At 38.1% G+C, this 23,306-nt stretch carries 15 protein-coding genes; 6 read left to right on the plus strand and 9 right to left on the minus strand.

The window, feature by feature from the left end:
* The 6 genes from ACOVQ4_RS19470 to ACOVQ4_RS19495 form a co-directional block, all read right to left on the minus strand.
* On the minus strand, positions 1–1,969 hold a 1,969-nt coding region (locus ACOVQ4_RS19470), incomplete at its 3' end, for an alpha-L-arabinofuranosidase C-terminal domain-containing protein (RefSeq protein ID WP_421822273.1).
* A 159-nt stretch (positions 1,970–2,128) separates the two neighbouring features.
* Positions 2,129–5,524, minus strand: coding sequence for a VCBS repeat-containing protein (locus ACOVQ4_RS19475; RefSeq protein WP_421822274.1), 3,396 nt, complete (start codon positions 5,522–5,524; stop codon positions 2,129–2,131).
* A 45-nt stretch (positions 5,525–5,569) separates the two neighbouring features.
* A complete protein-coding gene (locus ACOVQ4_RS19480; protein ID WP_421822275.1) occupies positions 5,570–7,006 on the minus strand; it encodes an arabinan endo-1,5-alpha-L-arabinosidase in 1,437 nt (478 codons plus the stop codon).
* A gap of 247 nt (positions 7,007–7,253) precedes the next feature.
* On the minus strand, positions 7,254–8,807 hold the full coding sequence (locus tag ACOVQ4_RS19485; protein ID WP_421822276.1) for a RagB/SusD family nutrient uptake outer membrane protein: 1,554 nt from the start codon (positions 8,805–8,807) through the stop codon (positions 7,254–7,256).
* A gap of 86 nt (positions 8,808–8,893) precedes the next feature.
* Entirely contained in the window at positions 8,894–12,283 is a 3,390-nt protein-coding gene (locus ACOVQ4_RS19490; protein WP_421822277.1) for a SusC/RagA family TonB-linked outer membrane protein, read from the minus strand.
* Between the two features lie 228 nt (positions 12,284–12,511).
* Positions 12,512–13,561, minus strand: a complete 1,050-nt coding sequence (locus tag ACOVQ4_RS19495) for a FecR family protein (RefSeq protein ID WP_421822278.1) — start codon at positions 13,559–13,561, stop codon at positions 12,512–12,514.
* A 332-nt stretch (positions 13,562–13,893) separates the two neighbouring features.
* On the opposite strand from ACOVQ4_RS19495, the gene ACOVQ4_RS19500 reads away from it, so the two are divergent.
* Positions 13,894–14,499 carry an RNA polymerase sigma factor gene (locus ACOVQ4_RS19500; RefSeq protein WP_421822279.1) on the plus strand — a complete coding sequence of 202 codons (606 nt, stop codon included), beginning with the start codon at positions 13,894–13,896 and terminating at the stop codon, positions 14,497–14,499.
* On the opposite strand, the gene ACOVQ4_RS19505 is transcribed toward ACOVQ4_RS19500, so the two are convergent.
* A complete protein-coding gene (locus tag ACOVQ4_RS19505; RefSeq protein WP_421822280.1) occupies positions 14,496–15,488 on the minus strand; it encodes a bile acid:sodium symporter family protein in 993 nt (330 codons plus the stop codon). The genes ACOVQ4_RS19500 and ACOVQ4_RS19505 overlap by 4 nt on opposite strands.
* Positions 15,489–15,626: 138 nt before the next feature.
* On the opposite strand from ACOVQ4_RS19505, the gene ACOVQ4_RS19510 reads away from it, so the two are divergent.
* From ACOVQ4_RS19510 to ACOVQ4_RS19520, 3 genes are all read left to right on the plus strand, one after another.
* Positions 15,627–16,058, plus strand: a complete 432-nt coding sequence (locus tag ACOVQ4_RS19510) for a MarR family winged helix-turn-helix transcriptional regulator (RefSeq protein ID WP_421822281.1) — start codon at positions 15,627–15,629, stop codon at positions 16,056–16,058.
* 84 nt (positions 16,059–16,142) lie between these two features.
* Complete coding sequence (locus ACOVQ4_RS19515; RefSeq protein WP_421822282.1) at positions 16,143–16,559, plus strand: organic hydroperoxide resistance protein; 417 nt, start codon at positions 16,143–16,145, stop codon at positions 16,557–16,559.
* A gap of 162 nt (positions 16,560–16,721) precedes the next feature.
* A complete protein-coding gene (locus ACOVQ4_RS19520) occupies positions 16,722–17,435 on the plus strand; it encodes a recombinase family protein (RefSeq protein WP_421822283.1) in 714 nt (237 codons plus the stop codon).
* A gap of 86 nt (positions 17,436–17,521) precedes the next feature.
* Here ACOVQ4_RS19520 and ACOVQ4_RS19525 read toward each other — a convergent pair whose 3' ends face one another.
* Entirely contained in the window at positions 17,522–17,851 is a 330-nt protein-coding gene (locus ACOVQ4_RS19525; RefSeq protein WP_421822284.1) for a hypothetical protein, read from the minus strand.
* 623 nt (positions 17,852–18,474) lie between these two features.
* Between ACOVQ4_RS19525 and ACOVQ4_RS19530 the strand changes: the two genes are divergently transcribed.
* Positions 18,475–19,686 (plus strand): acyl-CoA dehydrogenase family protein, encoded by a 1,212-nt coding sequence (locus ACOVQ4_RS19530; RefSeq protein WP_421822285.1) that lies wholly within the window; start codon positions 18,475–18,477, stop codon positions 19,684–19,686.
* 11 nt (positions 19,687–19,697) lie between these two features.
* On the plus strand, positions 19,698–20,768 hold the full coding sequence (locus ACOVQ4_RS19535) for a phosphotransferase family protein (protein WP_421822286.1): 1,071 nt from the start codon (positions 19,698–19,700) through the stop codon (positions 20,766–20,768).
* Between the two features lie 117 nt (positions 20,769–20,885).
* Here ACOVQ4_RS19535 and ACOVQ4_RS19540 read toward each other — a convergent pair whose 3' ends face one another.
* A complete protein-coding gene (locus ACOVQ4_RS19540) occupies positions 20,886–23,204 on the minus strand; it encodes a glycoside hydrolase family 3 N-terminal domain-containing protein (protein WP_421822287.1) in 2,319 nt (772 codons plus the stop codon).
* Positions 23,205–23,306 lie beyond the last annotated feature (102 nt).

A 23,306-nucleotide genomic window follows, 5' to 3' on the forward strand; every position in this document is an offset into this window, starting at 1 on the left:
TCCTTACTACATAAAATGAATACGGTGCCAGTTCGAGACTTACTTTTTTAGTCTTTGCATTCACCACAATTTTCTTTTCAGTAGGACTCACTTTTAGCGCCTGTTCAAACGTATTTACAGCATTTGGATCACTTTGCATCATTATCAATTTGGCATTTGGATCCAATTTTTTCACACCATCCAACTGAATTTCATGCACTTGTGCTTGATTCTTGTTATTGGCAATTTTCAAAATAATCTCATTGCTCGCCTTATCCCAGCTTGCTGAAGCATACAAACTATCTTGTCCAATCAACGGTTGGTTATTTTGTGTCATCGAAAGCACGTGAGTGCCTTTGTTTAAAGAATAAAGTTGCTGAACATAATAGCTTGGTGTACCAAAAGATTGCAGGTTGTCAACCCAAATCAAATCAGGATTCCACTGCCAACCATCCACGTGTGCAAATAACGGAGCATAAGAGGCCATTTGAACCACGGCCGCATTACGTTCCAAACCAGTCATAAATGCCGCTTCTGAGAGCGCAGCTCTCCATGTGTTACGATTGCTGGAAGGAGCACCATTATTAGTATGAGATGCATACTCACCTGCAAAAACCTTCGAACCATTGCGGTCGTAGCTATCATAACGACCTGCATTTTTCAAGAACCATTCTGGTGCACGGTAGTAATGCTCGTCGATAAAGTCGGCATTCATAGCACGCAATTCTTTATTCAAATAGTCAAAACGGTCGCCGTTAGGGTCTGTACCTGAGCTATTTACCAATTTAAAATTAGGATACTTTGCTTTGATAGCTTTGGTAAAAATCTTCAATCGCTCAATGTACTGTGGTCCCCAGTTTTCGTTACCGACACCCATCATTTTCAGATTAAAAGGCGCTGGATGCCCCATTTGAGCACGCACTTTTCCCCAAGTCGTATTGATGTCTCCATTGGCAAACTCAATCAAATCTAAAGCATCTTGCACATACGGTTCAAGTTGATCCAAAGGCACGACTTCCGCAGAGTTGAACTGACAAGCCATACCGCAGTTAAGGATTGGAAGTGCTTCAGAACCAATATCTTCAGCCAATTGTAAATATTCGAAAAATCCTAAACCAAAAGTTTGGAAATAATCTGGCGCAGCACGATGTGCAAATTCGATATTCCAACGGTTCATAATCAATTGGCGCTCCTCGATTGGTCCAATCGTTTTTTTCCATTGATAACGGTTATTCAAATCAAAGCCCTCGACAATACAACCTCCAGGAAAACGAATAAAGCCAGGTTTTAAATCGGCCAACTTCTGAATCATATCGGCACGCATCCCTCCAGGGCGTCCTTTCCAGGTATCTTCTGGAAAAAGCGAAATCATATCTAAGTCAATTTGACCATTTCCTTCAAACCAAATACGGAATTTTCCCTTTGCCTCAGTTGCTGTAGATTTAAAACTAACGGCTTGCTTATGCCATTGTCCATCGGTTTGGGAAGGACTAAGCGTGCCTTCTCCAATTACTTGTCCTTTGGCATCTAATAACTCTAAATGAAGCTTGACAGGACTTCCAGACTGACGATACATCACAGAAAAATCATATCTCAATCCATTTTTGATACCCATTCCGCGGAAGCCCTCATTGGTTAGACCAAGGTCACCTTTTTGTGCATTTTCAACCTTGATTGTTACAAAACGAGGGTTTGCTGTATTTTTGTCTGCACGATTCTGAATCAAAACTTCTCCTTCATGAAAAGTTTTGCGCTCAATTTTCCAACCCATCAATGGTTTTTGGAATTCGAAAGAGCGGTTTTTAACCAATTCGGCATAAATACCTCCATCGGCACCGAGGTTGATATCTTCAAAAAATATCCCCCACATAGTAGGTTGAATTTCAGAAACTGGTTGGGCAACATTCACCTTTATCGGACTTGGTGCTTGTGCTTGTGCCAACAAAGTGGTAGCCATAAATAAGCTAACGGTCTTTATTATACGGTTCATACAAATAGATAAATGGGATAAGTTAATGTTTCGAATGTATATTGTTTTTATAGAATACTAAGTAAAAATTATTGGTTAAGCTTTAGGCCTAGAGTGGGTAAAATCTATTTAATCAATTGCAGATGTAAGATATTGATAATTAAAATTTACATTCACAACTCACAATTCAGCACTAATACTTATAGGGTAATATTTTAGTCTTTGATTATTTTCTGCTACCACCAAATAAGACTTCTGAGCACCACGAATGAGTTGCATTGCTTTGGTATCTCCTCTCAAAAATAATCCCTGATAACCAATAGGTTGGGGTAAAAATCTCTTTTGCTTTGTACCCAACAGAATTAATCCGTAACTAGCATCAATTCTTCCTGTGGTTATTTCGGTTTGAAATTCATTTCCTGCCAAAATCAAATCTAGCATTCCATCAGCATTGACATCAGTAACTTCGATAGCGTTAATAGGAGCCATTTGAGCCTCAATTGGCAAGTCGTGCGTTACAAATTTCCCAGCTTGATTTTCAAGCCAAACACTTTGCCCATAATCACAGCTCAAATCTATTAGTGATTCTTTGCCGATGTGTTCTATCAGCTCGCTCATCGTTGTTTCAGCAAAATCACGATGCAATAGGAATTTCTTTTTTATCGTGGGCGTTTGTTCCGCAAATTGATTGCGGTCTAAATCGGGATACAATTCAAAATTTCCTGTTTTGTTTTTCAAAAAGTAGGCTGGAAGCAACTCGTTCGTGCCGTTATTATCAATATCCTTCGCAAAAAGATGATAAGGTCTTGTTTCAGAAATATGATATTTTTGATTGAGTCCCCAATTTCCCAACACCAAATCTTGGTCTCCATCAGCATCTAAGTCTTTGGCGATTATACTTCGCCACATGCCTTTTCTATGAGTCAACTCGCTAGTTTGAGTATCTAAACTTAATTTTCCATGTTGATTTTTGAAAAATTGAACAGAAGTCCATTCTCCTACGATTACTAAATCAATCTGATTATCGTGATTATAATCTGTCCAAACTGCCCCTGTAATCATTCCAGCATACAGAAGGTCTGGTGCTAATTGAGCGGTTTGTTCTTTAAAAAAGCCATTTTGGTTAATTAATAAATAACTCTGAGGGAGTTGAGGAAAATGTTCGGCATCAAGTCGACCACCTACAAAAATATCTTGGTCGCCATCATGGTCAACGTCTGCAACTGCTAAGGTAGTACAAAAAGTTTGAAGCTGTGCAGGGATTGCCATTAAATTCTGTTGAAAATTGCCTTTCCCATCATTTAAAAATAATTGCACCGAACTTTGAAAGCCTCTTGGATACTCGGTGCTTCCACCTGACACAATCAAATCCAAATCGCCATCCTTGTCTGTATCTACCAAAACCGAAGCCAAATCTTCTTGTAATTTTGAAGTTTGAGTCAATACTTGTGATTTAAAGTTTCCAGACTTCTGTTGAATGTAAAAACAACCATTTTGACGAGAAGCTCCTCCTACAAAAAAGTCTTCGAGACCATCCCCATTGACATCACCCTTGGCTAGGCATGGTCCCAATTGTGAATATTTTTGAGGTTGTAATCGACGATTGTAATAGTCAAAAAATGGTGTTTCTTGATGAATAAAATCAAGTCCAATACCTTTATCTTCGAAGAACGTTGTATGAATATCTACTAACTCATTAGCATCACTTTCTTTCAAAAGTAAGCTTGTATCTACTTTTACTCGAAAAAGTTTTTGTACTTTTTGATTTGGCCAAGTTACTATTAATGAATCGATTAGACTACATTCTCCCAAACCAACATGTAAACGATTTTCGACAGAAGAAGCATACCCACGTACAGGCTGCTGTTCAAGCATTTGTACTTTTCCTTGATGATATACCTCAACTTTAGTCCCAAATCCATCCAGATTGTTTTGACTACCTTGTAAAACAACACTTAAAAAATGTCGATTTTTATCCTCATCATTTAAAGTATTCTGATAAAGAAAAGCCTTTTGATTTGTATTATTAATGACTAAATCTAAATCGCCATCATTGTCGAAATCGGCATAGGCAGCACCATGCGAAATAGAAGGATTTTCGAGTCCAACCTCTTGTGTGATATCTTCAAATTGAAGGTTTTGAGTATTTTGAAAGAAAAAGTTATTCAATTTAACAGATCCAAACTCGTCTAATTTTTTTCGTAAATCATGAATACTTTTTGTATCAAAAGTATTTAAACTATTGCTTCCGCCGCCAAACTGATAACTACTTTGTTGGGCTTCTTTAGTAAAATTCAGAAAATCATTGTTTGTCAAATCCTTAGCCAAACCATTAGTGATATGTAAATCTTTCCAGCCATCATTATCAAAATCAGCACACAGCACGCTCCAACTCCAATCCGTTTCGGCTACGCCTGCCAAATTACCTATCTCACTAAAAATAGGAATCTTCTGTTGGTTCACAAGTTGATTTCCTCGATGAAGCTGTAACATATTACGTGAAAACTCAGGTTGATATCCTAGTTTTCGTTGCAAATCGTACTTCTCAGGACTAAATCCCAATGCCATCATCTTTTTGCGCTCATTGGTTGGCGGGAGCATATCCAAAACCATGATATCAGGTAACAAATCATTATTCAAATCTGCGGCATCCACTCCCATACTATTATAACTTTGATGCTGGGTAGCTTGAGCTATAACATTTTTGAAAGTTCCATTTTGTTGATTTAACCACAGTTTATCATTGCTGAGATAATCATTGGCCACATAAATATCAGGATAGGTATCCTGATTAAAATCGGCGACGGTTACACCCAAACCATAACCATCCTCCAAAATACCTGTCTGCTGAGATACATTCTTAAAAACAGGATGTCCTAATTTCTTATCAAAACCAAGATTTTGATAAAGGTGGTCAGCAGCAGGCGATAGTCCTGAAGAGTCAGGCGCCACAAGTTTATTTGGTTGAGGGTTAAACAACTGATGGTTCAATACATACACATCCAAATCGCCATCTTTATCATAATCTAAAAAACAAGCTTGTGTCGAAAAACCTTCATCAGCCAGTCCATAGGCTTGGGCTTCTTCCTTGAACATCAGGTTTTTCTGATTTATTAATAAAATATTCTTCCGATTCTGAGGGTTTTTATGGTGTGAAACGCAAATATAAATATCCTGCCAACCATCTTGATTAATATCTACAATGCTCACACCTGTACACCACGATAACTCAGGAATGTTAGCCTTTATGGTGATGTCCTCAAATTGCATTTTTCCTTTATTCAAATACAATCGAGGACGAACTTGACTACCCACAAAAATCACATCTTGCAGACCGTCATTATCGAAGTCGCCAACTCCCACGCCAGAGCCAATGTACATATATTCATTCGTGTAAAAATTCACCGAATCAGACTCTGTCAGCGTATTACTAAAATCGATATGTGACTGACTACTAGAAATAGAAACAAAATGTAAAGGACTTTTAGTCTTCTTTTGACATGAAGTAAATCCACCCAAAAAGATGAAAAACAGAAAGATATATCTTTTTGAAGTCGTCAAAAAAAAATGTCTCATAATCATTTGTCTATTATTTTAATGGGAAGGCAACGTTTCAGAAAGTTATTTCTTCTTTCCCCAGATAGCGGTCCCTTTATTATTCAAACCAGAAAAAAGAATAGTTTCCTTTTTATTTTCCCAATCGCGACCTCTTTCAACCAATACTTCATCAGTGAATCCATTACTCCATTTCATAGTAAGCCAAGGCGCTGAATATGACCATGTATTGGCTGTACTTCCATTAATACCACCATTGGCATCCAATGAAATAGTAGTAGCTACTTGAAAATCAGGAGAGTTTTGTTCTTTATCATAGCCAGGAACCACTCTATATCCAAGAATAACTTGCTCCCAATTTCCTACCAAATTTTCTTTCGTAATAGCAGTGGTAAATTCTCCTGCATAGCGCTCTGGCGAAACCACTGGCCAACCGTCTTTTGTCCAAAAGATTTTACGGACATGCAAAATCATAAAATTAATATCCTGTCCCGGGCGACCCTGATGTGCCATATAATACTGTCCAGCATTTTCGAAAACACTACAATGCGCCACACCTTGCCAGCCAGCATGACCTACAAACTGATAAGGCGCCAATATCATCGGACCATGGTCGATATCTTCATTGAGGTTACGTCCTTCAAAATCATAAAAAGGTCCTTCGGGAGAGTCTGAACGCCCTACTCGAACATTATATTTTGTCGCTAACCAGTCATAAGAAATAAATAGAAAGTACTTTTTGAGTTCTTTATTATAAATTATTTCTGGGCCTTCGATATTGCCATTGTATTGCCCATTGGTAAAACCACGATTCGCAATTCGTTTGCCTTTATCACCCGCAACGAGTGGTAAACCAGTAGCAGGATTTAGTTTGAGCATATAAATACCATCCCAAGCCGAACCATAATAAAAATAATGTTCGCCTGTTGGCGTAACCACCACAGTTGGGTCAATTGCATTAGTTTGGCGAGTATTGTCATTTTGAGACGTCACTACCAAACCTTGTTCTTTCCAAGGACCCAATGGAGAACTAGCAGTAGCCAATCCGATTACACTTAAACGAGGGTCGCCCGAAGAAAGAGAATAGTACAAACGAAATTCATTCCCTACTTTCATTATGTATGGCGCCCACAAAGAATTAAACGGTTGAATGCCTTTTTGCTTGATAAAGTTTGCCCCTAATGTTGGCAAACCATCAAATACCCATCCATAAAACTTCCATTCTATCAAGTCTTTTGACTGGCGAATCTGAATTCCCGGGCGAATATCGGTTCCGTAAGCTACGTCTGTATTGTAGCAATAATAGGTATCGCCTTCCTTGATAATTGATGGGTCATGTACATTGTAGGGGCCCCAACGCAAATAATTACTTGCTGCTGCCACATCTGCATAAGAGTCTTTGATAGAATTTATATCAAAAGCTGGTGCCATTGGGCTGGGATTAGGCGTAGGGGTTGGGGTGGGGTCTACGGCACTTTTAGAGCAAGACCCAAGTCCTAACATGGTCAATATTAGAAGTATAAAAAAATATTTTTTTGTTGAAAAAAGCATAAGTCTACAGATTGAGGTACCGTATTGATGATTGAAAGGGAGGCATCGAATATTTTTTAGGTTTAGAGATAAGTCCTAAATTTTAGAAAAGTAAGCCATAGACAATAAATCAGAATAAGTAATTTTTAAGAAACTCTTACTTTGTCCACTGCCTATAGCTTATTGATATTTGAGCAATAATTAGAGTTGTGGTAAAACCCTAATAACCAGCATTTTGTTTAACACCAGGATTCGTATTTATCTCACGCTGCGGAATTGGATAAAACTCTCTACCTACTTGATAAGTGTTGAACTCAGGGTCACGAAGCTTCAATTCTGCTAACTTTGTGGCATCCTGTAGCCAACCCCAACGACGAATATCATCAAAACGGTGACCTTCCAAGCAAAACTCCAACAATCTTTCATGAGCTAATTGATCACGCATTTGTGCAGCAGTCATATTTGGCTTGGTAGTTGCTAAATTTGGTAACCCTACACGCGAGCGCACTTTTTGGATATACTGATAAGCCTGCGCGGTTTGTCCTGTTTCATTCAAACTTTCGGCATACATAAGTAAAATATCAGCGTATCTCAAAATACGCTCGTTGATACCCGAACGCCAGTCAAACTCATCGGCTTTGGTTTCATCGTTTTCATATTTTCGACAGAACAAATCATTCAAATCGTTAGGATTTGTATAAAAAGTAGCAAAGTCTTTTCCATACAATTTCATGCCACCCGGTTTGTTATAGAAAATCGTTGCCTCCAAACGAGGATCATCTTTTCCTGCAGCAGTTTTCTCCACTAAAAACTCGTTAAATACAGAGCGAGTAGGTTGAACATCCGTCCAGCCAAAACCACGTGGACCATAAGTAATGGCACGACCCGAAACAGCTCCCCAGCCAGGAGCAGGCTCGCCACCCCAGTTCATATCTTTCCCGCCTGCATCACGAGAGAACTGAACTTCAAATAATGATTCTTTATTATTTTCGGCAACTTCTGTAAAATTATCTCGATAATTTGGCATCAAATCGTAGACTCCTAAATCGATAACTGCCTTGAACTGTGTAGCAGCCTCAGTATATTTTTTAGTAAACAAATAAGCTTTTCCTAAAAACCCTAAAGCTGCTCCTTTGGTAGCGCGACCTGTTTGACCTTTATCAGGCCCAGCCACATTATCATAACTAACAGGAAGCAATTCAGAGGCCTTTTTTAAATCTGAAATTACTTGTGCCCAACCTTCGTCGATGGTAGACTGTTTAACATAAAAATCAGCTGTACTTTTTACAGAAGTAGTTGGTAACATAACATTACCGAACAAATTGACCAAATGATAAAAATAAAGTCCTCGTAAGAAATAAGCCTGACCCAAAACACGGTCTTTAACGGCCTGATCCATCGCTATTTTGGGTACAAAATCCAACACCTGATTGGCTTTAGAAACACCTTCGTAATAAGCCCCAAATGCCCAACCATAGATGGCATCATTACCAGTATTCAAGGCAAATCTACCTGAATTGTACATCTGATCCCAAGGACTATTACTCTTGATATCGTCGCCACGGGTATCGAGCAACAAAGGTGTACTACGCATATACCCGCCATCAATTATAAGGGTTTGGTAAGCAGCATTCACCCCTTTAATTGCATCATCTTGTGACTGCCAAAAAGTAGCCGAAGTTTGCTGATTAGGGTTTGTTTGCTCCAAGTCTTTTTCACAGCCCGTAGCCAACATCATGGCTGCTACAAAAGCTAGTATATATTTTTTATTCATGAAAAATCTAAAATTAAACGATTTTGTAAAGTAACGCTCAGACAGGTAGTAACCCCAAAATGGTATTTTCAACTGTCTGTATCAAATTAGAAACCTACTTGCAAACCAAGCATAACGGTACGAGGATTCGGATAAGAGCCATAATCTAAACCTCTGCTCAATAGACCATCACTTGCAAAGTCTGGGTCGTAGCCACGATAACCAGAAATCAAGAAAATGTTCTGTCCAGATGCATAGATTCTGATTTTACTTACACCTTTAATTTTGTTCAAAATACTTTGAGGCACGTTATATCCAATTTGCGCATTTTGCATACGTAAATAAGCTCCACTTTCTACAAATCTATCTGAATCACGAGTATTCGCATTCGGGTCTCCAATGACTGGACGAGGCACATTCGTATTGGTATTGGTTGGTGTCCAATAATTAAGAGCGTCTACGTGGTGATTACCATATTGTTGAGCCATTAAATCACGATATACACCGTTATAGACTTTATTACCAGCCTGACCTTGTACAAAAAAGGACAAATCAAAGTTTTTGTATGATGCACCAAAATTGAGTCCGTAATAAAAATTAGGAATCGATGAACCTAAATAAGTTCGGTCGCCCTCGGCTGTGATTTTGCCGTCACCATTGAGGTCTTTAAACTTAATATCACCAGGGGCAGCATTCAATTGAGTAGCATGATTTTTTACATCATCAACATTCTGGAAAATACCTTCAGTAATATATCCATAAATCTCCCCTACAGAATGTCCGACTTCTGTTTTACTCGCTGCACCATAAATTGGCTCATTGTTTCCTCCTAGGGCTAATACTTTGTTTTTGAGGGTATGGGCATTGGCAGAGATTTCATATTTAAAATCACCTGTTTTTTTACGATAAGTTGCCGTTAATTCAACCCCAGAGTTGCTAACCGAAGCAATATTTGTTGTAACACTAGCATTGGTAGAACCAACAGATGCTGGAATTGGAATACCCACCAACATATCATAAGCACGGTTATCAAAATATTCGGCAGTGAATGAGATTTTATCATTCAAGAAACCAAAGTCCACTGCTACATTGGTGGTTCTTTTCGATTCCCATTTAATTGAAGGGTCTACCACTTGGGTACGAGTAGCACCTGGAGCCAAAGCGTTGTTGAACACATAATTCGCATTGGTGTTGATATAGGTATCATAGAGATATTGACCAATAGACTGATTACCTAATTCTCCATAACCACCACGAACTTTCATGCTATTGATAAATTCAGGTAACTGAATATCATTATGTACATTCCAAGCTGCGGCCAATGACATGAAATTACCGAAACGATTTGATGGACTAAATCGAGAAGAACCATCACGACGGAAATTGAAAGTCAATAGGTATCTATCTCCATAGTTGTAGTTCACACGACCCAAATAGGATTGAAGCGCTGCATTCCACTGATATTCGTTGATACCACGACCGCCCGAAGCTTCTAATCCAGAACTTAATGTTAAGAAATAAGGCTCCGTAAGACCCAAAGCCGTACCAGTCATAGAGGCCCACTCATCTTTTTGATGTGTAATACCTGCCAACACATCAATCTTATGTTTACCAATTTCTTTCAGATACGTTGCAGTATTTTCGATTAAGAAAGTATTAGCACCACCTCTGGTTTGCGACAAAAACGCTAAGGGAGTTAAGTAATAAAAACCTAAATCATATTTTGGTTCAAAGAAAAAGTCTTTCCAATCTGTTCGGTCATAACTTACACTTAATCTGTATTTTAAGTTTTTCGCCAATTCCAACTCACCCCAGAAATTTCCTAAAATACGATTACGGTCTCCTGTACTTTTCAATAAAGCATTCATGCCTACTACGTTCAAAGTAATAGCTCGTTGGGTATTGTTATCGCTACCGCCATAACCACCCAAACGATTAGGGTCGTACACAGGCATTGTCGGAATGGCCGTCAATAAACTAGTTACACTCCCTCCAAAAACGGCGTGTTCTCTTGTATTGGCATTATTTACCTTGTGCGACTGTGTGTAGGCAAACTTTGCCCCAAATGAGAAAATACCTTTTTTACCTGTCAAATTACCATTCAAGCTATAACGTTTATAGTTTTGAGGACCCGTGTAGGTACTACTTTGATCAAAATATCCCAAAGAAACACTTCCTCTCAGCGCCTCGGTACCCCCCGAAAAGTTGAGATTATGGTCGGTAATTTTACCCGTTTTAAAGCCTTCTTTTTGCCAATCGGTATCTACTTTGCTAATATATGATGGACTTTTCGGGTCGTTGGCAGGCGCTACCAACAAACCAGCATTCAATTCGGCCGCACTTGTGATATTCTGATAACCAACGCGGTTAGTTACAGGAATACGTTTCGCTATTTCTTGTACACCCGCATAACCTGAATAATCTACTTTCAGAGGTCCTGCTTTACCTTTTTTGGTAGTTATAATCACAACGCCTGTAGCCGCTCGTGCCCCATAAATAGCACCTGCAGAGGCATCTTTTAACACTTGAACGCTCTCAATATCGTCAGGAGAAAAATCAAAAGGTGCATCTACAGGAACTCCATCAATCACAAACAAGGGGCTGTTGTTATTGAAAGAACTAATCCCACGGATTTTGATACTGACAAATCCGCCAGGCTCGCCAGAACCATGCACTGTAACGCCAGCCACCTGACCTTGCAACATTTTGGCCACGTCATAGGTCGCAGTTTTCTTAGCATCTTCCATTTTGACAATACCCACCGAACCTGTCAAATCTTTTACTTTTTGGGTACCATAACCAACCACAACCACCTCATCGAGTTTGGCGATGTCAGCCGTCAATTCTACGTTGATGGTGCTACGACCACCCACTCGAATTTCCTGCTTTAAGAAGCCCACCGAAGATACTTCAATGACAGCATTGGCATCGTCAACTTCAATTTTATAGTTTCCTTGTGCGTCGGCTACTGTTCCTCTATTCGTTCCTTTTATCCGAATAGTAGCACCTGCCACAGGTTGATTATCCTCACGGCTTGTCACTCGACCAGACACGTGTAATACTACGCCAGAAACTGTAACATCCTCGAGAATAGCGCTTTGCTGCACGTTTGGGTTATAATTTCGGTCGGTATTGGCTGTATTCAAGACGTGAATATTACCTCGTACTTGCTTGAATTGAAGATTAATCTCTTTGGATAAAAAATTAAGAACTTCCGAAAGCCTCTTATTTTGCACATTCAAAGTAACTTTTACCTGCTCGTTAAGATAGGCGTCGTTGTATGAAAAATGAAAGTGTGTTTGCTTTTCGATTTCTTTAAATACCTGAACAATCGTAGCCTTTTCTACTTTCATGTTCAGACGAGTATCCTCTACACTTTTGGCTTGTGCACCAAAAATGCCTAGAATATTAATTTGTAAAATACTCATGAGGAGCATTAACATAGTCGTAAATCGTTTTTTTAACTGGAGAAGCGACTTGGGTCGAAGGATTTTCATATATTTGATTGGGATTTTGATAATTAAAAAAATTAAAATTCCTAGTTCTGCTCTATCGCACAGACGCCAATCTTTTTAGATAGCTCAGAACTCTGTTAGGGAGCCGACGCATAGTCGGCTTTTTTTGTTTGGTTAGCTGGAGTTTTGAAGCACAGAATTCATAATTAATGTTTAGATATGTTAGCGTAAAATATGACTGTGATTAGTGATAACATTGGGCAAACAAGCCTAGCGGTTTGGTGTGATTCGTACTTCTTTTCCATTGATTTCAAAATCAAACCCTGAAGTAAATCCAACACCAGTCAAAACATTTTCGAGAGATTCGTCGTAAAACTCACCACTGTATCTTCCTTTCAATTTTAGGGATGAATCAACTGTAATTTTTACCCCATACCAAGCTTCAATTTTGGATAAAACACTTGGCATATCCTCCTTAGAAAAGTACAATATGTTATCTTTCCAAGCGAGCTCAGATTTCAGGTCAAACGAACTAACTTCAATCTGCTTTTGCGCTTCATGCCAGACTCCCATTTTGCTAGGAGTAAGTATTTCGGATTGATCGTTTTCAACTACACTCATACTTACTTTTCCTGTTCTTACTGCAACTTTGCCAGTAACGTCCTTTTCAAAATCATTTACACAAAAACTTGTTCCCAAAACTCTAGTTCTCAAATGCTTTGATTGTACGACAAAGGGTTTTTGAGGATTTTTGACAACCTCAAAAAATGCCTGTCCGTTCAACTCCACTTTTCTAATAGAATCTTGAAAATCAGAATTATAAGTAATAGAACTTCCTCCTTGAAGCGTTACAATTGAGCCATCAGGAAGTATTACCTTAATTCTTTCACCAGGATTGGCTCCGTAAAACTGTTTATTCCCAAGCGTCAAAACAGAAGTCATCAAACGCTCCTTAGTAAATTCTGTCTGAAAAGAATAGATAATACCAATAACCACAGACGCAGCCACCCACCAGAATCGTTTTATATTATTTTTAAATATTGAGATAGTATGTAGCTTCTCTGTTTCAGAATTTTGTGCAACTGTCGATTTGATACTCTCAAACATCGCATCTAGTTCTTGTTTATCTAAATGATATTGATGCTTGTAAGCAAGATTCTGAATAATGCTTTTAGCGAGTTCGAAGGTCTCTTTTTTATCAGGATTATTTAAAAGCCAATTGTTCCAAAATTCGTTTGAAACATCATCGGGCTCTTTTACCCATTTGACGAAAGTAGAGTTACTCAAAAATTGCTCTATATTGGGTTGGTTCGATTCCATAGTTTTGTTCTTTCAAATACAGAAAGACAAAAACAAACTCAATGACCATAGCAAACGAAGAAAAAATTTTACTATTTAAAGAAAAAATAAAATTTATCAATACAATAATCTGATTTTCAATAATTTATAAAAAATCAAATAATCAATAAAAAATGTATTTTTAATAACTTTATAAATTTTTTTTTGTACTATATTGAGTAGTAAATGAAAAATATCATACATTTGACTTCAGGAATGAACTATTCCCTTTTTATTTAGCAATAATTGTGTATGTCTGACACATATACGTTGCCCAATTGAATTAACAAGCCATTTACTTTAATTAAACAGCCATGAAACATCTCTCCGAAGAGCAAATTTGGAAAGCATTTAAAGATGGGAACGATGAAGCATTAAGTTTTATCTACTATCAGTATGCCCCAAAGCTATATAATTATGGCAGACAGTTTTGTGCTGAAGCAGATTTAGTGAAAGATGCGATTCAGGATTTATTTTGCGAAATGATTCAATCAAGAGGGCGCCTAGGAGATACCACCTCGATTAAGTTTTACTTGTATGCGAGTTTGAAACGCAAATTGATGAGAGTACAGGAAAGGCAACAAAAACAATTTGCTTTTGTAGGATTAGAAGGCGGTTTTGAACTTAATATTTCGGATGGAAATGACTTGTTTAATCAGATATTTTCAGCAGATACCAGTCAGATTATAAAAGAAGCATGTGCAAAGCTTCCCGAAAAACAACGAGAAGCTATTGCTTTATATTTTTTTGAAGGACTAAGCTATGAAGAAATTGCTCAGATTATGGCTATGACCAAAGTAAAGTCAGCGAGAGCCTTAGTCTATCGTGCCCTAGAATCACTATCTGAAGATTTGACTATACAACAGCATGTTTCACAGACCATTACAGCATTGTGGGCGATATGCCTAAGTACTAATTAATGATTAGATTGTTGTGCTAGTTTTTCGCCGCGCTTACGAGCTAGATAACTTGCACCGATCAATTGTCCAGCATGATAAATCATAATTGGCAACAAATAAATACCAACTTCGGCACCTGCACCAAACAACACTTTGCTCATAACTGTACCATGTACCAATGACTTTTTGGACCCACAAAATATAGCCGTTGAGGTATCTGCTTCGTTAAACCCAAGTCGATGCGCACACCACTTTATCAATTGATATACAACTTGAAACAATAGAATCATACCAATCGACAACCAAATAATATGGCTTACTGGCAACGTAGCGAATATATGATGGTCGAATGAATCACAAAAAGATTGATAAACAATCAAAATAATAACCGTTTGATCGACCATTTTTAAGGCTACTTTATTCCTTTGCGCCCAAGCCCCCCCAAATTTATTAAAGCTCATGCCGACAATTACAGGTACGATTACTTGTAAAACCAATTTCATCAGAACATCTGTCAAATCAAAATTGCTGTTGACTTGTCCCATAAACAGCGACATCCATAATGGTGTTAAAACAATTCCTAACAAACTAGAAAGTGTGGCGTTGAAAATAGCAGAAACCACATTACCACCTGATAATGAAACCATTACAACCGAAGAAGAAACTGTTGAAGGTAATGCTCCCAAATAAAAAATGGCCAACCAAAGAATAGGCTGACCCATAGAGTCGAACCAAGGTTTTACCAAAAGCGCCAATACAGGAAAAAAAACGAATGTACTAGTTTGGATTAAAGTATGTAATTTCCAATTACTGATACCTACCAATAATTGTTTGGTATCCAGTTTTAAGCCATATAAAAAAAAAGTTATACTTACCCCATAAGTAGTAGCAAAACCCAATGCTCTATCAAGCGTTACAGCTCCTAATTCGGGATACAAATAAGCGAGGATAATAGCTCCAATCAAAGACAGAATGAATCCATCTACTCCATATTTTGCTAAAAATTTCATATTTACCACAATTATCGATTTCTTGAAAAAACAAAAATAGGGCTTCAGAGCGTTGTTTTAGCATTTTTTGAAAATTTTATTAAAATTACTTGCAATTAAATTGTAAACAATTTAATTTTACACAAAAAATAAAAATATATGAATCAGCTCAAGTTAGAAAATCAGCTTTGCTTTCCGTTTTATGCTATATCGAGGCAAATAACAGCCTTGTACAGGCCATTGCTCGAACCACTCAACTTGACCTATCCTCAATATCTTGTGTTGCTAGTTTTATGGGAACATAAAATTTCATCCGTTAAAGATTTGGGCAAAAGGCTATTACTAGATAGCGGTACCCTAACCCCTTTACTAAAACGTATGGAACAAGATGAATTAGTAAGCAGACAACGTGACAAAGCAGATGAAAGAGTCGTATTTGTAAGCCTAACTAATAAGGGTATTGAACTAGAAAATGAAGCAAAAGATATCCCCTTCAAATTGGCTTCATGTTTGGCACTATCAATGGAAGAGTTCACTAGTTTGAAAGCTCAATTAGATAAACTAATGGATGCTACTTCCTCTGTAAAATAGTAGAAAAATGCAATTTTAATATAAACATAAAAATCAACCATTGCTCGAATTAGTACGCTAATTGAGCAACAAAATTATACAATCATGCAAGCATTATATCAGGCGTCTGCAACAGCGACGGGAGGTCGCAACGGACAGGTAAAATCTTCAGACGGAGTATTGGATTTGGAAGTAAGAATGCCCAAAGAATTAGGAGGGACAGGAGGTGCATTTACCAATCCCGAACAACTTTTTGCAGCAGGCTATTCAGCATGTTTTGACAGTGCTTTGAACCTTGTAATCAGAATGCAAAAAATTACTACTGGTCCAACTACTGTAACAGCTGAAGTATCTATCGGTAAAAACGATGCAGGAGGATTTGGATTAGCCACCACATTAAAAGTACACATCCCTGGCGTAGAAAAAGAAGTCGCACAAGCATTAGTCGAAAAAGCACATGAGGTATGTCCTTACTCAAATGCTACCAGAGGTAATATGCCTGTGACATTAGAAATTGTGTAAAACCTACAACCACAGAATTTAGAAGAAAAGTCTGATCAGCACACGAGTTGGTCAGACTTTTTGTCTTTAAATACAGTTGCCATTTGGATTGATAGATTTTTCTATTATTTTTACAAGACTATAACGAGCATTGTAGCCTTGTAAAATTTTCTAAACACAGATATGAAAAAGTATATTGCCTATCTGAGAGTCTCAACAAAAGGACAAGAACGCTCTGGACTAGGCTTAGAAGCACAACGAGCAATCATCTATCATTTTGCTGCTATCGATCATGTTGAAGTGATTCAAGAGTACATAGAAGCCGAATCTGGAAAAGACATCGATAATAGACCGATGCTTCAATCAGCCATCGCAGAATGCCTAAACAACAAAGATGCATTCTTAATTGTAGCTAAACTTGATAGATTAAGTCGTGATGTAAAAGATACTTTTGATATTTTAGAAAAAGTTCAAGGGAAATTTGTAAGTTGTGACATACCAACCCAAAATGGAGTTTTGGATACCTTCACGTTGGCAGTATTTGCAGGTTTGGCGCAGCGTGAACGTGAACTGATTAGCATCCGAACCAAAGCAGCCTTGCAGGCAAAGAAGAATCGGGGCGTGAAATTAGGTAAACCTGAAAATTTTACAAATGAATCAAGAGCCGTGGGAGCCGCATCAACAAAACAAAAAGCACTTAAAAATTTAAACAATCGTTTGGCTTCGGCCTTAATTGAAAGGTTCGATAGAGGATTGTACACCCTTCAACAAATTGCAGATGAGTTAAACTCGAAAGGATTTAGAACTTCGAAGGGAAAATTGTTTCACCCAACCACCGTAAAAAGATTAATTGAGCGTCGGAAGGTACCTGTTTCTAGTATTTTGAAAGCCTCATAGATGGTTTATTCTAAGGCGTTTTAGTTGCGATGAAAATCTAAACGATTCTCAGAGCCTTCAACGCCTTAACTTTTTTTTATAACCTATTAAAAAAGAGATAGTTGTACCCCTGTTAAATGCTGTATTTGAATACTCTTATTACGTTCAAAATATTCTAATGCTCGATTCAAATCCTTTCTATTTCGACAAACTAAGTACGGTTTTTTGTTGTGAGGTCGAACCAATCGTACATCTAACTTAAAAACAGTTCCTACCCCATACTTTTGTCTTAACTTGCGACTACATTCAATTCGCAAGGCACTATCGGCAGGCTGCCCCTCGAGTGGACGCAAACGCAAACGACCTTTTTCCATTATTGATTCTGCAAAAATGTCTAAATACCATGTAGGTTGTTCATTAAAAAGTGAATATCTCATCAGACTAATCAAAATCACCAAAGGGTAAATCTTACAAAACTGTAAGTAAGATACAAAATTTTCGCTAATCTACACAACAAGGTCTGAAACTGCACTTTCAACTGAAAGTTACTACAAGGTTAAACTCAAAAATAATTTTGCGAAAAAGTTCAATAAATAGCTAATTTGGTAAGATTTTGGAGGTTTTAAAAGAGTAAAAATAAACTTGAAAGGTCTTTTTATTGGTAAATGATTATAGTTTTCAGAAAATTGATGCTATTTTATCCTTCTATAATCCAAATGGAAACGTTGCCGATAACGATTGCATAAAAAAAATAGGTTTATACGTTGGAATAAATTGAATACTATCCTAATTTAGTTGTCAAATTTGCGGTAATATATTACTTTTACAAAAAAATACTATTTTCCTGTTACACAGGTTATTCTCCAGATTTTCAAAGCTTTTTAAGCTAAATCATATTATCATAGTTTTTATAGAAAATTGGGTGTAGTTACTGGCACTATAATATTTATGGTGTCAGTTTTTTTTGTTCAATACTCAAGTAAATTATTCTTATTTCAAGAAAAATTTAAACTTTTCTTTGTAAATTTCTAAGCATAATTCACTTTGAACTGTATAATCAATGAACTTTAGTCACTCGCCCAAAACACTCGACCTAACCAGAAGAGTCGAGCAATTCATCCAAAAACACATTTTACCCATCGAGACACTTTTGCATACCTCTCCCCTATCTCCCAACCCAAACTGGAAAGAATGGCAGCTAGATTCAGCTATTGAAGATTTAAAAACACTGGCCAAAAAAGAAGGGTTATGGAACTTATTTCTTCCTGAAGTGAGCGGATTAAGCAATACCGAATATGCACCGTTGGCAGAAGCAATGGGATATTCGTTGATAGCACCAGAAGTATTCAACTGTAATGCCCCCGATACGGGCAACATGGAAGTATTATGGAAATATGGTACCGAGCAGCAAAAAGAAACATGGCTGAAACCATTGCTCGAGGGTTCTATTCGTTCGGTATTTTGCATGACCGAACCAGACGTTGCCTCTAGCGATGCTACCAATATGCGTGCTACCATCAACGACAAAGGCGACCACCTGCTTATTAATGGAACCAAATGGTGGAGTACAGGTATTGGGCATCCCAATTGTAAAATAGCCATTTTTATGGGATTATCGAACCCCGAGGCTGCCAAACATGCCCAGCATTCAATGGTATTAGTCCCATTAGATACCGAAGGAGTAAATATCAAAAGAATGTTGCCCGTATTTGGTACTTATGATACCCCGTATGGTCATGGGGAAGTAAGTTTCGAGAATGTAAAAGTACCAAAATCAAATCTTATAGGCGGGCTAGGAAAGGGCTTTGAAATTGCGCAAGGGCGCCTCGGCCCAGGACGCATACACCATTGTATGCGAATGATTGGCGCAAGTGAACGAGCACTTCAATTAATGATAGATAGAGGAAAATCTCGAACAGCATTTGGGAAGAACCTCCTAGAACTAGGAGGAAATATGGATCTTATTGCCAATGCAAGAATGGAAATCGATATGGCAAGGCTTTTGGTCATGAAAACCGCCTATCTACTAGATACCCTTGGAATAAGAGGTGCCTTGAGCGAAGTATCACAAATCAAAGTAGTGGCACCAGCAGTTGCCTGCAAAATAATAGACCAAGCAATGCAATTATTTGGTGGTAAAGGACTTAGCAACGATACCCCACTCGCAGGACTCTATGCCTACGCACGAACACTAAGACTAGCTGATGGTCCTGATGAAGTTCATCGAAATGTAGTGGCAAAAATAGAAATCAAGAAATACCGAGAATCATAAAAGGGCTGTAGATGGAAAACTTATTGATTGATAAACCTAAAGATGTTCGTACTGAAGACCAGTTAGATTTGGATCTATTGAAAAGCTATTTAGAAAAAGAATTCTCTATTGTTATTCACTCTATCTCCTTAGAGCAATTTAGCGGTGGTGCGTCTAACTTAACCTATCAGATTACATTCAATGAAAAAGCATATATTCTGAGATGTCCGCCGAAGGGTACCAAAGCCAAAGGAGCTCATGATATGTCCAGAGAGTCTAAAATCATTTCGGTGTTGGCACCTTATTATCCATACGTTCCCAAAGTAGAACTTTACTGTAGCGATACTGCGGTAATTGGTCGTGAGTTCTATATCATGGAAAAAATTTCAGGAATTATTCCAAGAGCTAATCTTCCAAGAGGATTAGAATTAAGTCCAGAAAAGGTACGAGATTTATGTCTAAGAGTAATAGACAAATTGGTAGACTTACACAAAATCAATATAGAAAATACTGAATTACAGTCATTTGGTAAAGGGAAAGGCTATGCTAATCGACAAATCATGGGTTGGGTAGAGCGCTATCGGAAAGCCAAAACATGGAATGTACCCTCATGCCAATATGTGATTCATTGGCTACAGACCAACATCCCATCCGAAGAATACACTTGCTTTATACACAATGATTTTCGTTTTGATAATGTCGTGCTTTCGGCCAACGAGCACTTGGAAGTGATTGGTATTCTGGATTGGGAAATGGCAACGGTTGGCGATGGGCTGATGGATTTGGGCAATAGTTTAGCCTATTGGATTCAGGCAGATGATGATTTTGTTTTCAAAATGTTTAGAAGACAACCTACGCATCTAAAGGGGATGCTAACTCGCAAGGAGGTCATTCAATACTATTGTGAACGAATGCGTCTTAAAAATATAGATTTTACCTTCTATGAAGTATATGGGCTGTTTAGATTACTGGTGATAATTCAGCAAATTTATTTTCGGTACCATCATAAACAAACAAGTAATCCTGCCTTCAAAAACTTTTGGTTTATGGTCAATTATCTTAACTGGCGATGTAAAAGAATAATAAAGAAAAAAAAAGGGTGATTTTGATTGAGTGAACAAGAGATTAAATTGGATTTAACCCAATAATCACTTGTTCACTCAATCAAACATTACTCCACGTAGTATGAATTGTCCCAAATCGTAAACAAATAATACACACTATTTCTTATACAATTTGACACGACTGTCATTGATTACGCCTTTCCAATTTAAGCCAAAACCAAAATCATAAATATGTCCTTCCGAATCTCTGTGACATTCCATATCTTGAGGTACATCCTCAGCCTGTTTTTCAACCGTACTCATATTGGCAGGCATTTGAACAGGCAACAATGCGGAAGGTTCTTTTTTACCCGAAATAATTTCAAATATTGCTTGGTCTTGTACTTTAAAATTCACTAAGATACCATCTACTTCCTTTTCAAATTCATGAAAAACCATAGGATTATCCATAGAAACTGATACTATTACGGGTTTCCCTTTCATTTTGGCCTTCGTTTCCAAAATCATATCCAAATCTGAAGAATTAGATGCTTTTATGCTTTTACCTTTGTACGAACGATTGGTAGATGATTCCAATGGATCCCCCCCAGCAATACTGGTTTCTCTAGCCTCCGAGGCAGTATACTCTTTATACTGCAAGCTAATCGGCAAATACCCATTACCTCCTTTAGCCAAATCCTCTTTATCATACCCAATACCCGAAGACGGGTTATTTACAAAAACCAAAGCACAATCTGCCTCATCAGGGTTGTCGGTTACGGTAAAGTATTTTTTAACAATTGAAAGATTGACAGGATAATCCAACGATTCAGGCATCTCCATACCAAGGAAGTTTCGAGACTTAGCCACAAAACGCTTTGGAATATACACCGTTTTACCCAAACTTAAAGGAAGCACCTTTCCTTTGTTTTTTAGCATTACGATTGAGCTAGTTTGAGCCTCAAACCCTTCGCGCATAAATGTAGGATTACCAACGGTTTTTACCGTTTCTTCAACATCCAAATAGGGGTTTTCGAACAATCCAACTCTAAAAATATTTTTTAGCAAACGCACCGCCGATTTTTCCATTCTAGCACGCATCCAAGCTTCTCCATGTTCTTTTACGCCCATCGCATAAGCCTCGATAATCGGCTTAGAATCGTTATTTCCACCAAATTGGTCGACACCAGCCATCAAAGCCTTATAATGAAGCTGAGCCTCAGACAACTTTTCGAGCCCCCACGGTTTTCCATCAACAAAATTATCCATGACAGTGTGAGGATGAGTAATTCCCCAATCGGTACAAACAACCCCATCATAATGATATTTCTCACGAAGCAAATCATTGATAATATACTTATTATAGCTATTCCCAACATTTTCGTGATTTTTGGTATCAAAACCCCACGAAATTGTGTAGTACGGCATCACTGCCGATGCCATTTTTGTTTTACCTTTTAGTTTGAAAGCCCCTTCGGTAAAAGGAATAAAATGTTGCGCATAATTTTTACCAGGGTACACAGCGAATTTTCCAATAGCATAATGGGCATCACGACCAGCCTCGCCAGAGCCGCCACCTGGCCAATGTTTTACCATCGCATTCACACTTCCAAAACCCCATCCATCCTTAATCTCCCTATTACCATAAGAAGTCTGAAAACCATCGGCATAAGCTTGCGCCATAGAGGCATTCAAGCTTGGGTTCTCACCAAAAGTTCCACTCACACGACTCCAGCGTGGCTCGGTAGCGATATCTACCTGTGGAGACAATGCAGTTGCGATACCTAGCGCTCGATACTCGGCAGCAGCAACCTCACCAAAACGGTGCATAATAGCGGGATTAAAAGTAGCAGCTAAGCCCAATGAACCTGGCCACATCGAAATAGTACCTCCCGCCGCAGCATTGTATTCGGCACTTGCCAATGTACCATGACGAGGATCTGAACTATTATTTGCTGGGATACCTAGAGCAGTACTCTCAACAAATGCTTGCATTTTATTATTCCACTTGGCTGCCACTTCAGGGCTTTTGACCGAAGTTAACAACACGTGACGCAAATTATCCTTTTCCAAAAAAAGTTTCTGCTGGTCGGTCATGTCCGACGCATCTGTTTCGCCTTCTTTGTACGGCTTGCCGTTATAAGTTCCAGAAAAATAGCCAACCGGTCGAGCTGGCAACGATTGATGTCCTGAGTACAACATTAGGCCTGCAATCTGTTCAATCGACATTTTCTTTGCCAAGTCTTTGGCACGCATCTCCACAGGTAAACGCCAATCTTCATATTGATCTAACTTACCATTTTTATTCAAGTCTTTAAAAGCCCATCCATTTATTTTTAGAATCTTCACTCCAGAACTAGGTGCGTATCCTAACCTAATCCCCCCTTTATTCTGGATAAGTGAAAAATCTCCTTTCGACTGAATCGTAAACTTCTGAGCCTGTAGTGTTGAAACACTACAAAGACCCATCAATAATGGTATATATTTGAATCTCATATCAAAAAAATTAATAAGGTTATTATTGAATTAATTTGATACAAAGAAATAGATTATTACCATTAATTGGTGAAAATTTTATATAAAATAGGCAAATTATCC

The organism is Flectobacillus sp., assembly GCF_049240685.1.
GTDB lineage: Bacteria > Bacteroidota > Bacteroidia > Cytophagales > Spirosomataceae > Flectobacillus.

What these genes read in the sequence shown, in the direction of transcription:
- ACOVQ4_RS19520 (WP_421822283.1), top strand. Translation starts at nt 16,722, where the DNA reads ATGAAAAAGTATATTGCCTATCTGAGAGTCTCAACAAAAGGACAAGAA.
- ACOVQ4_RS19475 (WP_421822274.1), bottom strand. Translation starts at nt 5,524, where the DNA reads ATGAGACATTTTTTTTTGACGACTTCAAAAAGATATATCTTTCTGTTT.
- ACOVQ4_RS19505 (WP_421822280.1), bottom strand. Translation starts at nt 15,488, where the DNA reads ATGAAATTTTTAGCAAAATATGGAGTAGATGGATTCATTCTGTCTTTG.
- ACOVQ4_RS19490 (WP_421822277.1), bottom strand. Translation starts at nt 12,283, where the DNA reads ATGAAAATCCTTCGACCCAAGTCGCTTCTCCAGTTAAAAAAACGATTT.
- ACOVQ4_RS19480 (WP_421822275.1), bottom strand. Translation starts at nt 7,006, where the DNA reads ATGTTAGGACTTGGGTCTTGCTCTAAAAGTGCCGTAGACCCCACCCCA.
- ACOVQ4_RS19510 (WP_421822281.1), top strand. Translation starts at nt 15,627, where the DNA reads ATGAATCAGCTCAAGTTAGAAAATCAGCTTTGCTTTCCGTTTTATGCT.
- ACOVQ4_RS19515 (WP_421822282.1), top strand. Translation starts at nt 16,143, where the DNA reads ATGCAAGCATTATATCAGGCGTCTGCAACAGCGACGGGAGGTCGCAAC.
- ACOVQ4_RS19495 (WP_421822278.1), bottom strand. Translation starts at nt 13,561, where the DNA reads ATGGAATCGAACCAACCCAATATAGAGCAATTTTTGAGTAACTCTACT.
- ACOVQ4_RS19525 (WP_421822284.1), bottom strand. Translation starts at nt 17,851, where the DNA reads ATGAGATATTCACTTTTTAATGAACAACCTACATGGTATTTAGACATT.
- ACOVQ4_RS19500 (WP_421822279.1), top strand. Translation starts at nt 13,894, where the DNA reads ATGAAACATCTCTCCGAAGAGCAAATTTGGAAAGCATTTAAAGATGGG.
- ACOVQ4_RS19530 (WP_421822285.1), top strand. Translation starts at nt 18,475, where the DNA reads ATGAACTTTAGTCACTCGCCCAAAACACTCGACCTAACCAGAAGAGTC.
- ACOVQ4_RS19485 (WP_421822276.1), bottom strand. Translation starts at nt 8,807, where the DNA reads ATGAATAAAAAATATATACTAGCTTTTGTAGCAGCCATGATGTTGGCT.
- ACOVQ4_RS19535 (WP_421822286.1), top strand. Translation starts at nt 19,698, where the DNA reads ATGGAAAACTTATTGATTGATAAACCTAAAGATGTTCGTACTGAAGAC.
- ACOVQ4_RS19540 (WP_421822287.1), bottom strand. Translation starts at nt 23,204, where the DNA reads ATGAGATTCAAATATATACCATTATTGATGGGTCTTTGTAGTGTTTCA.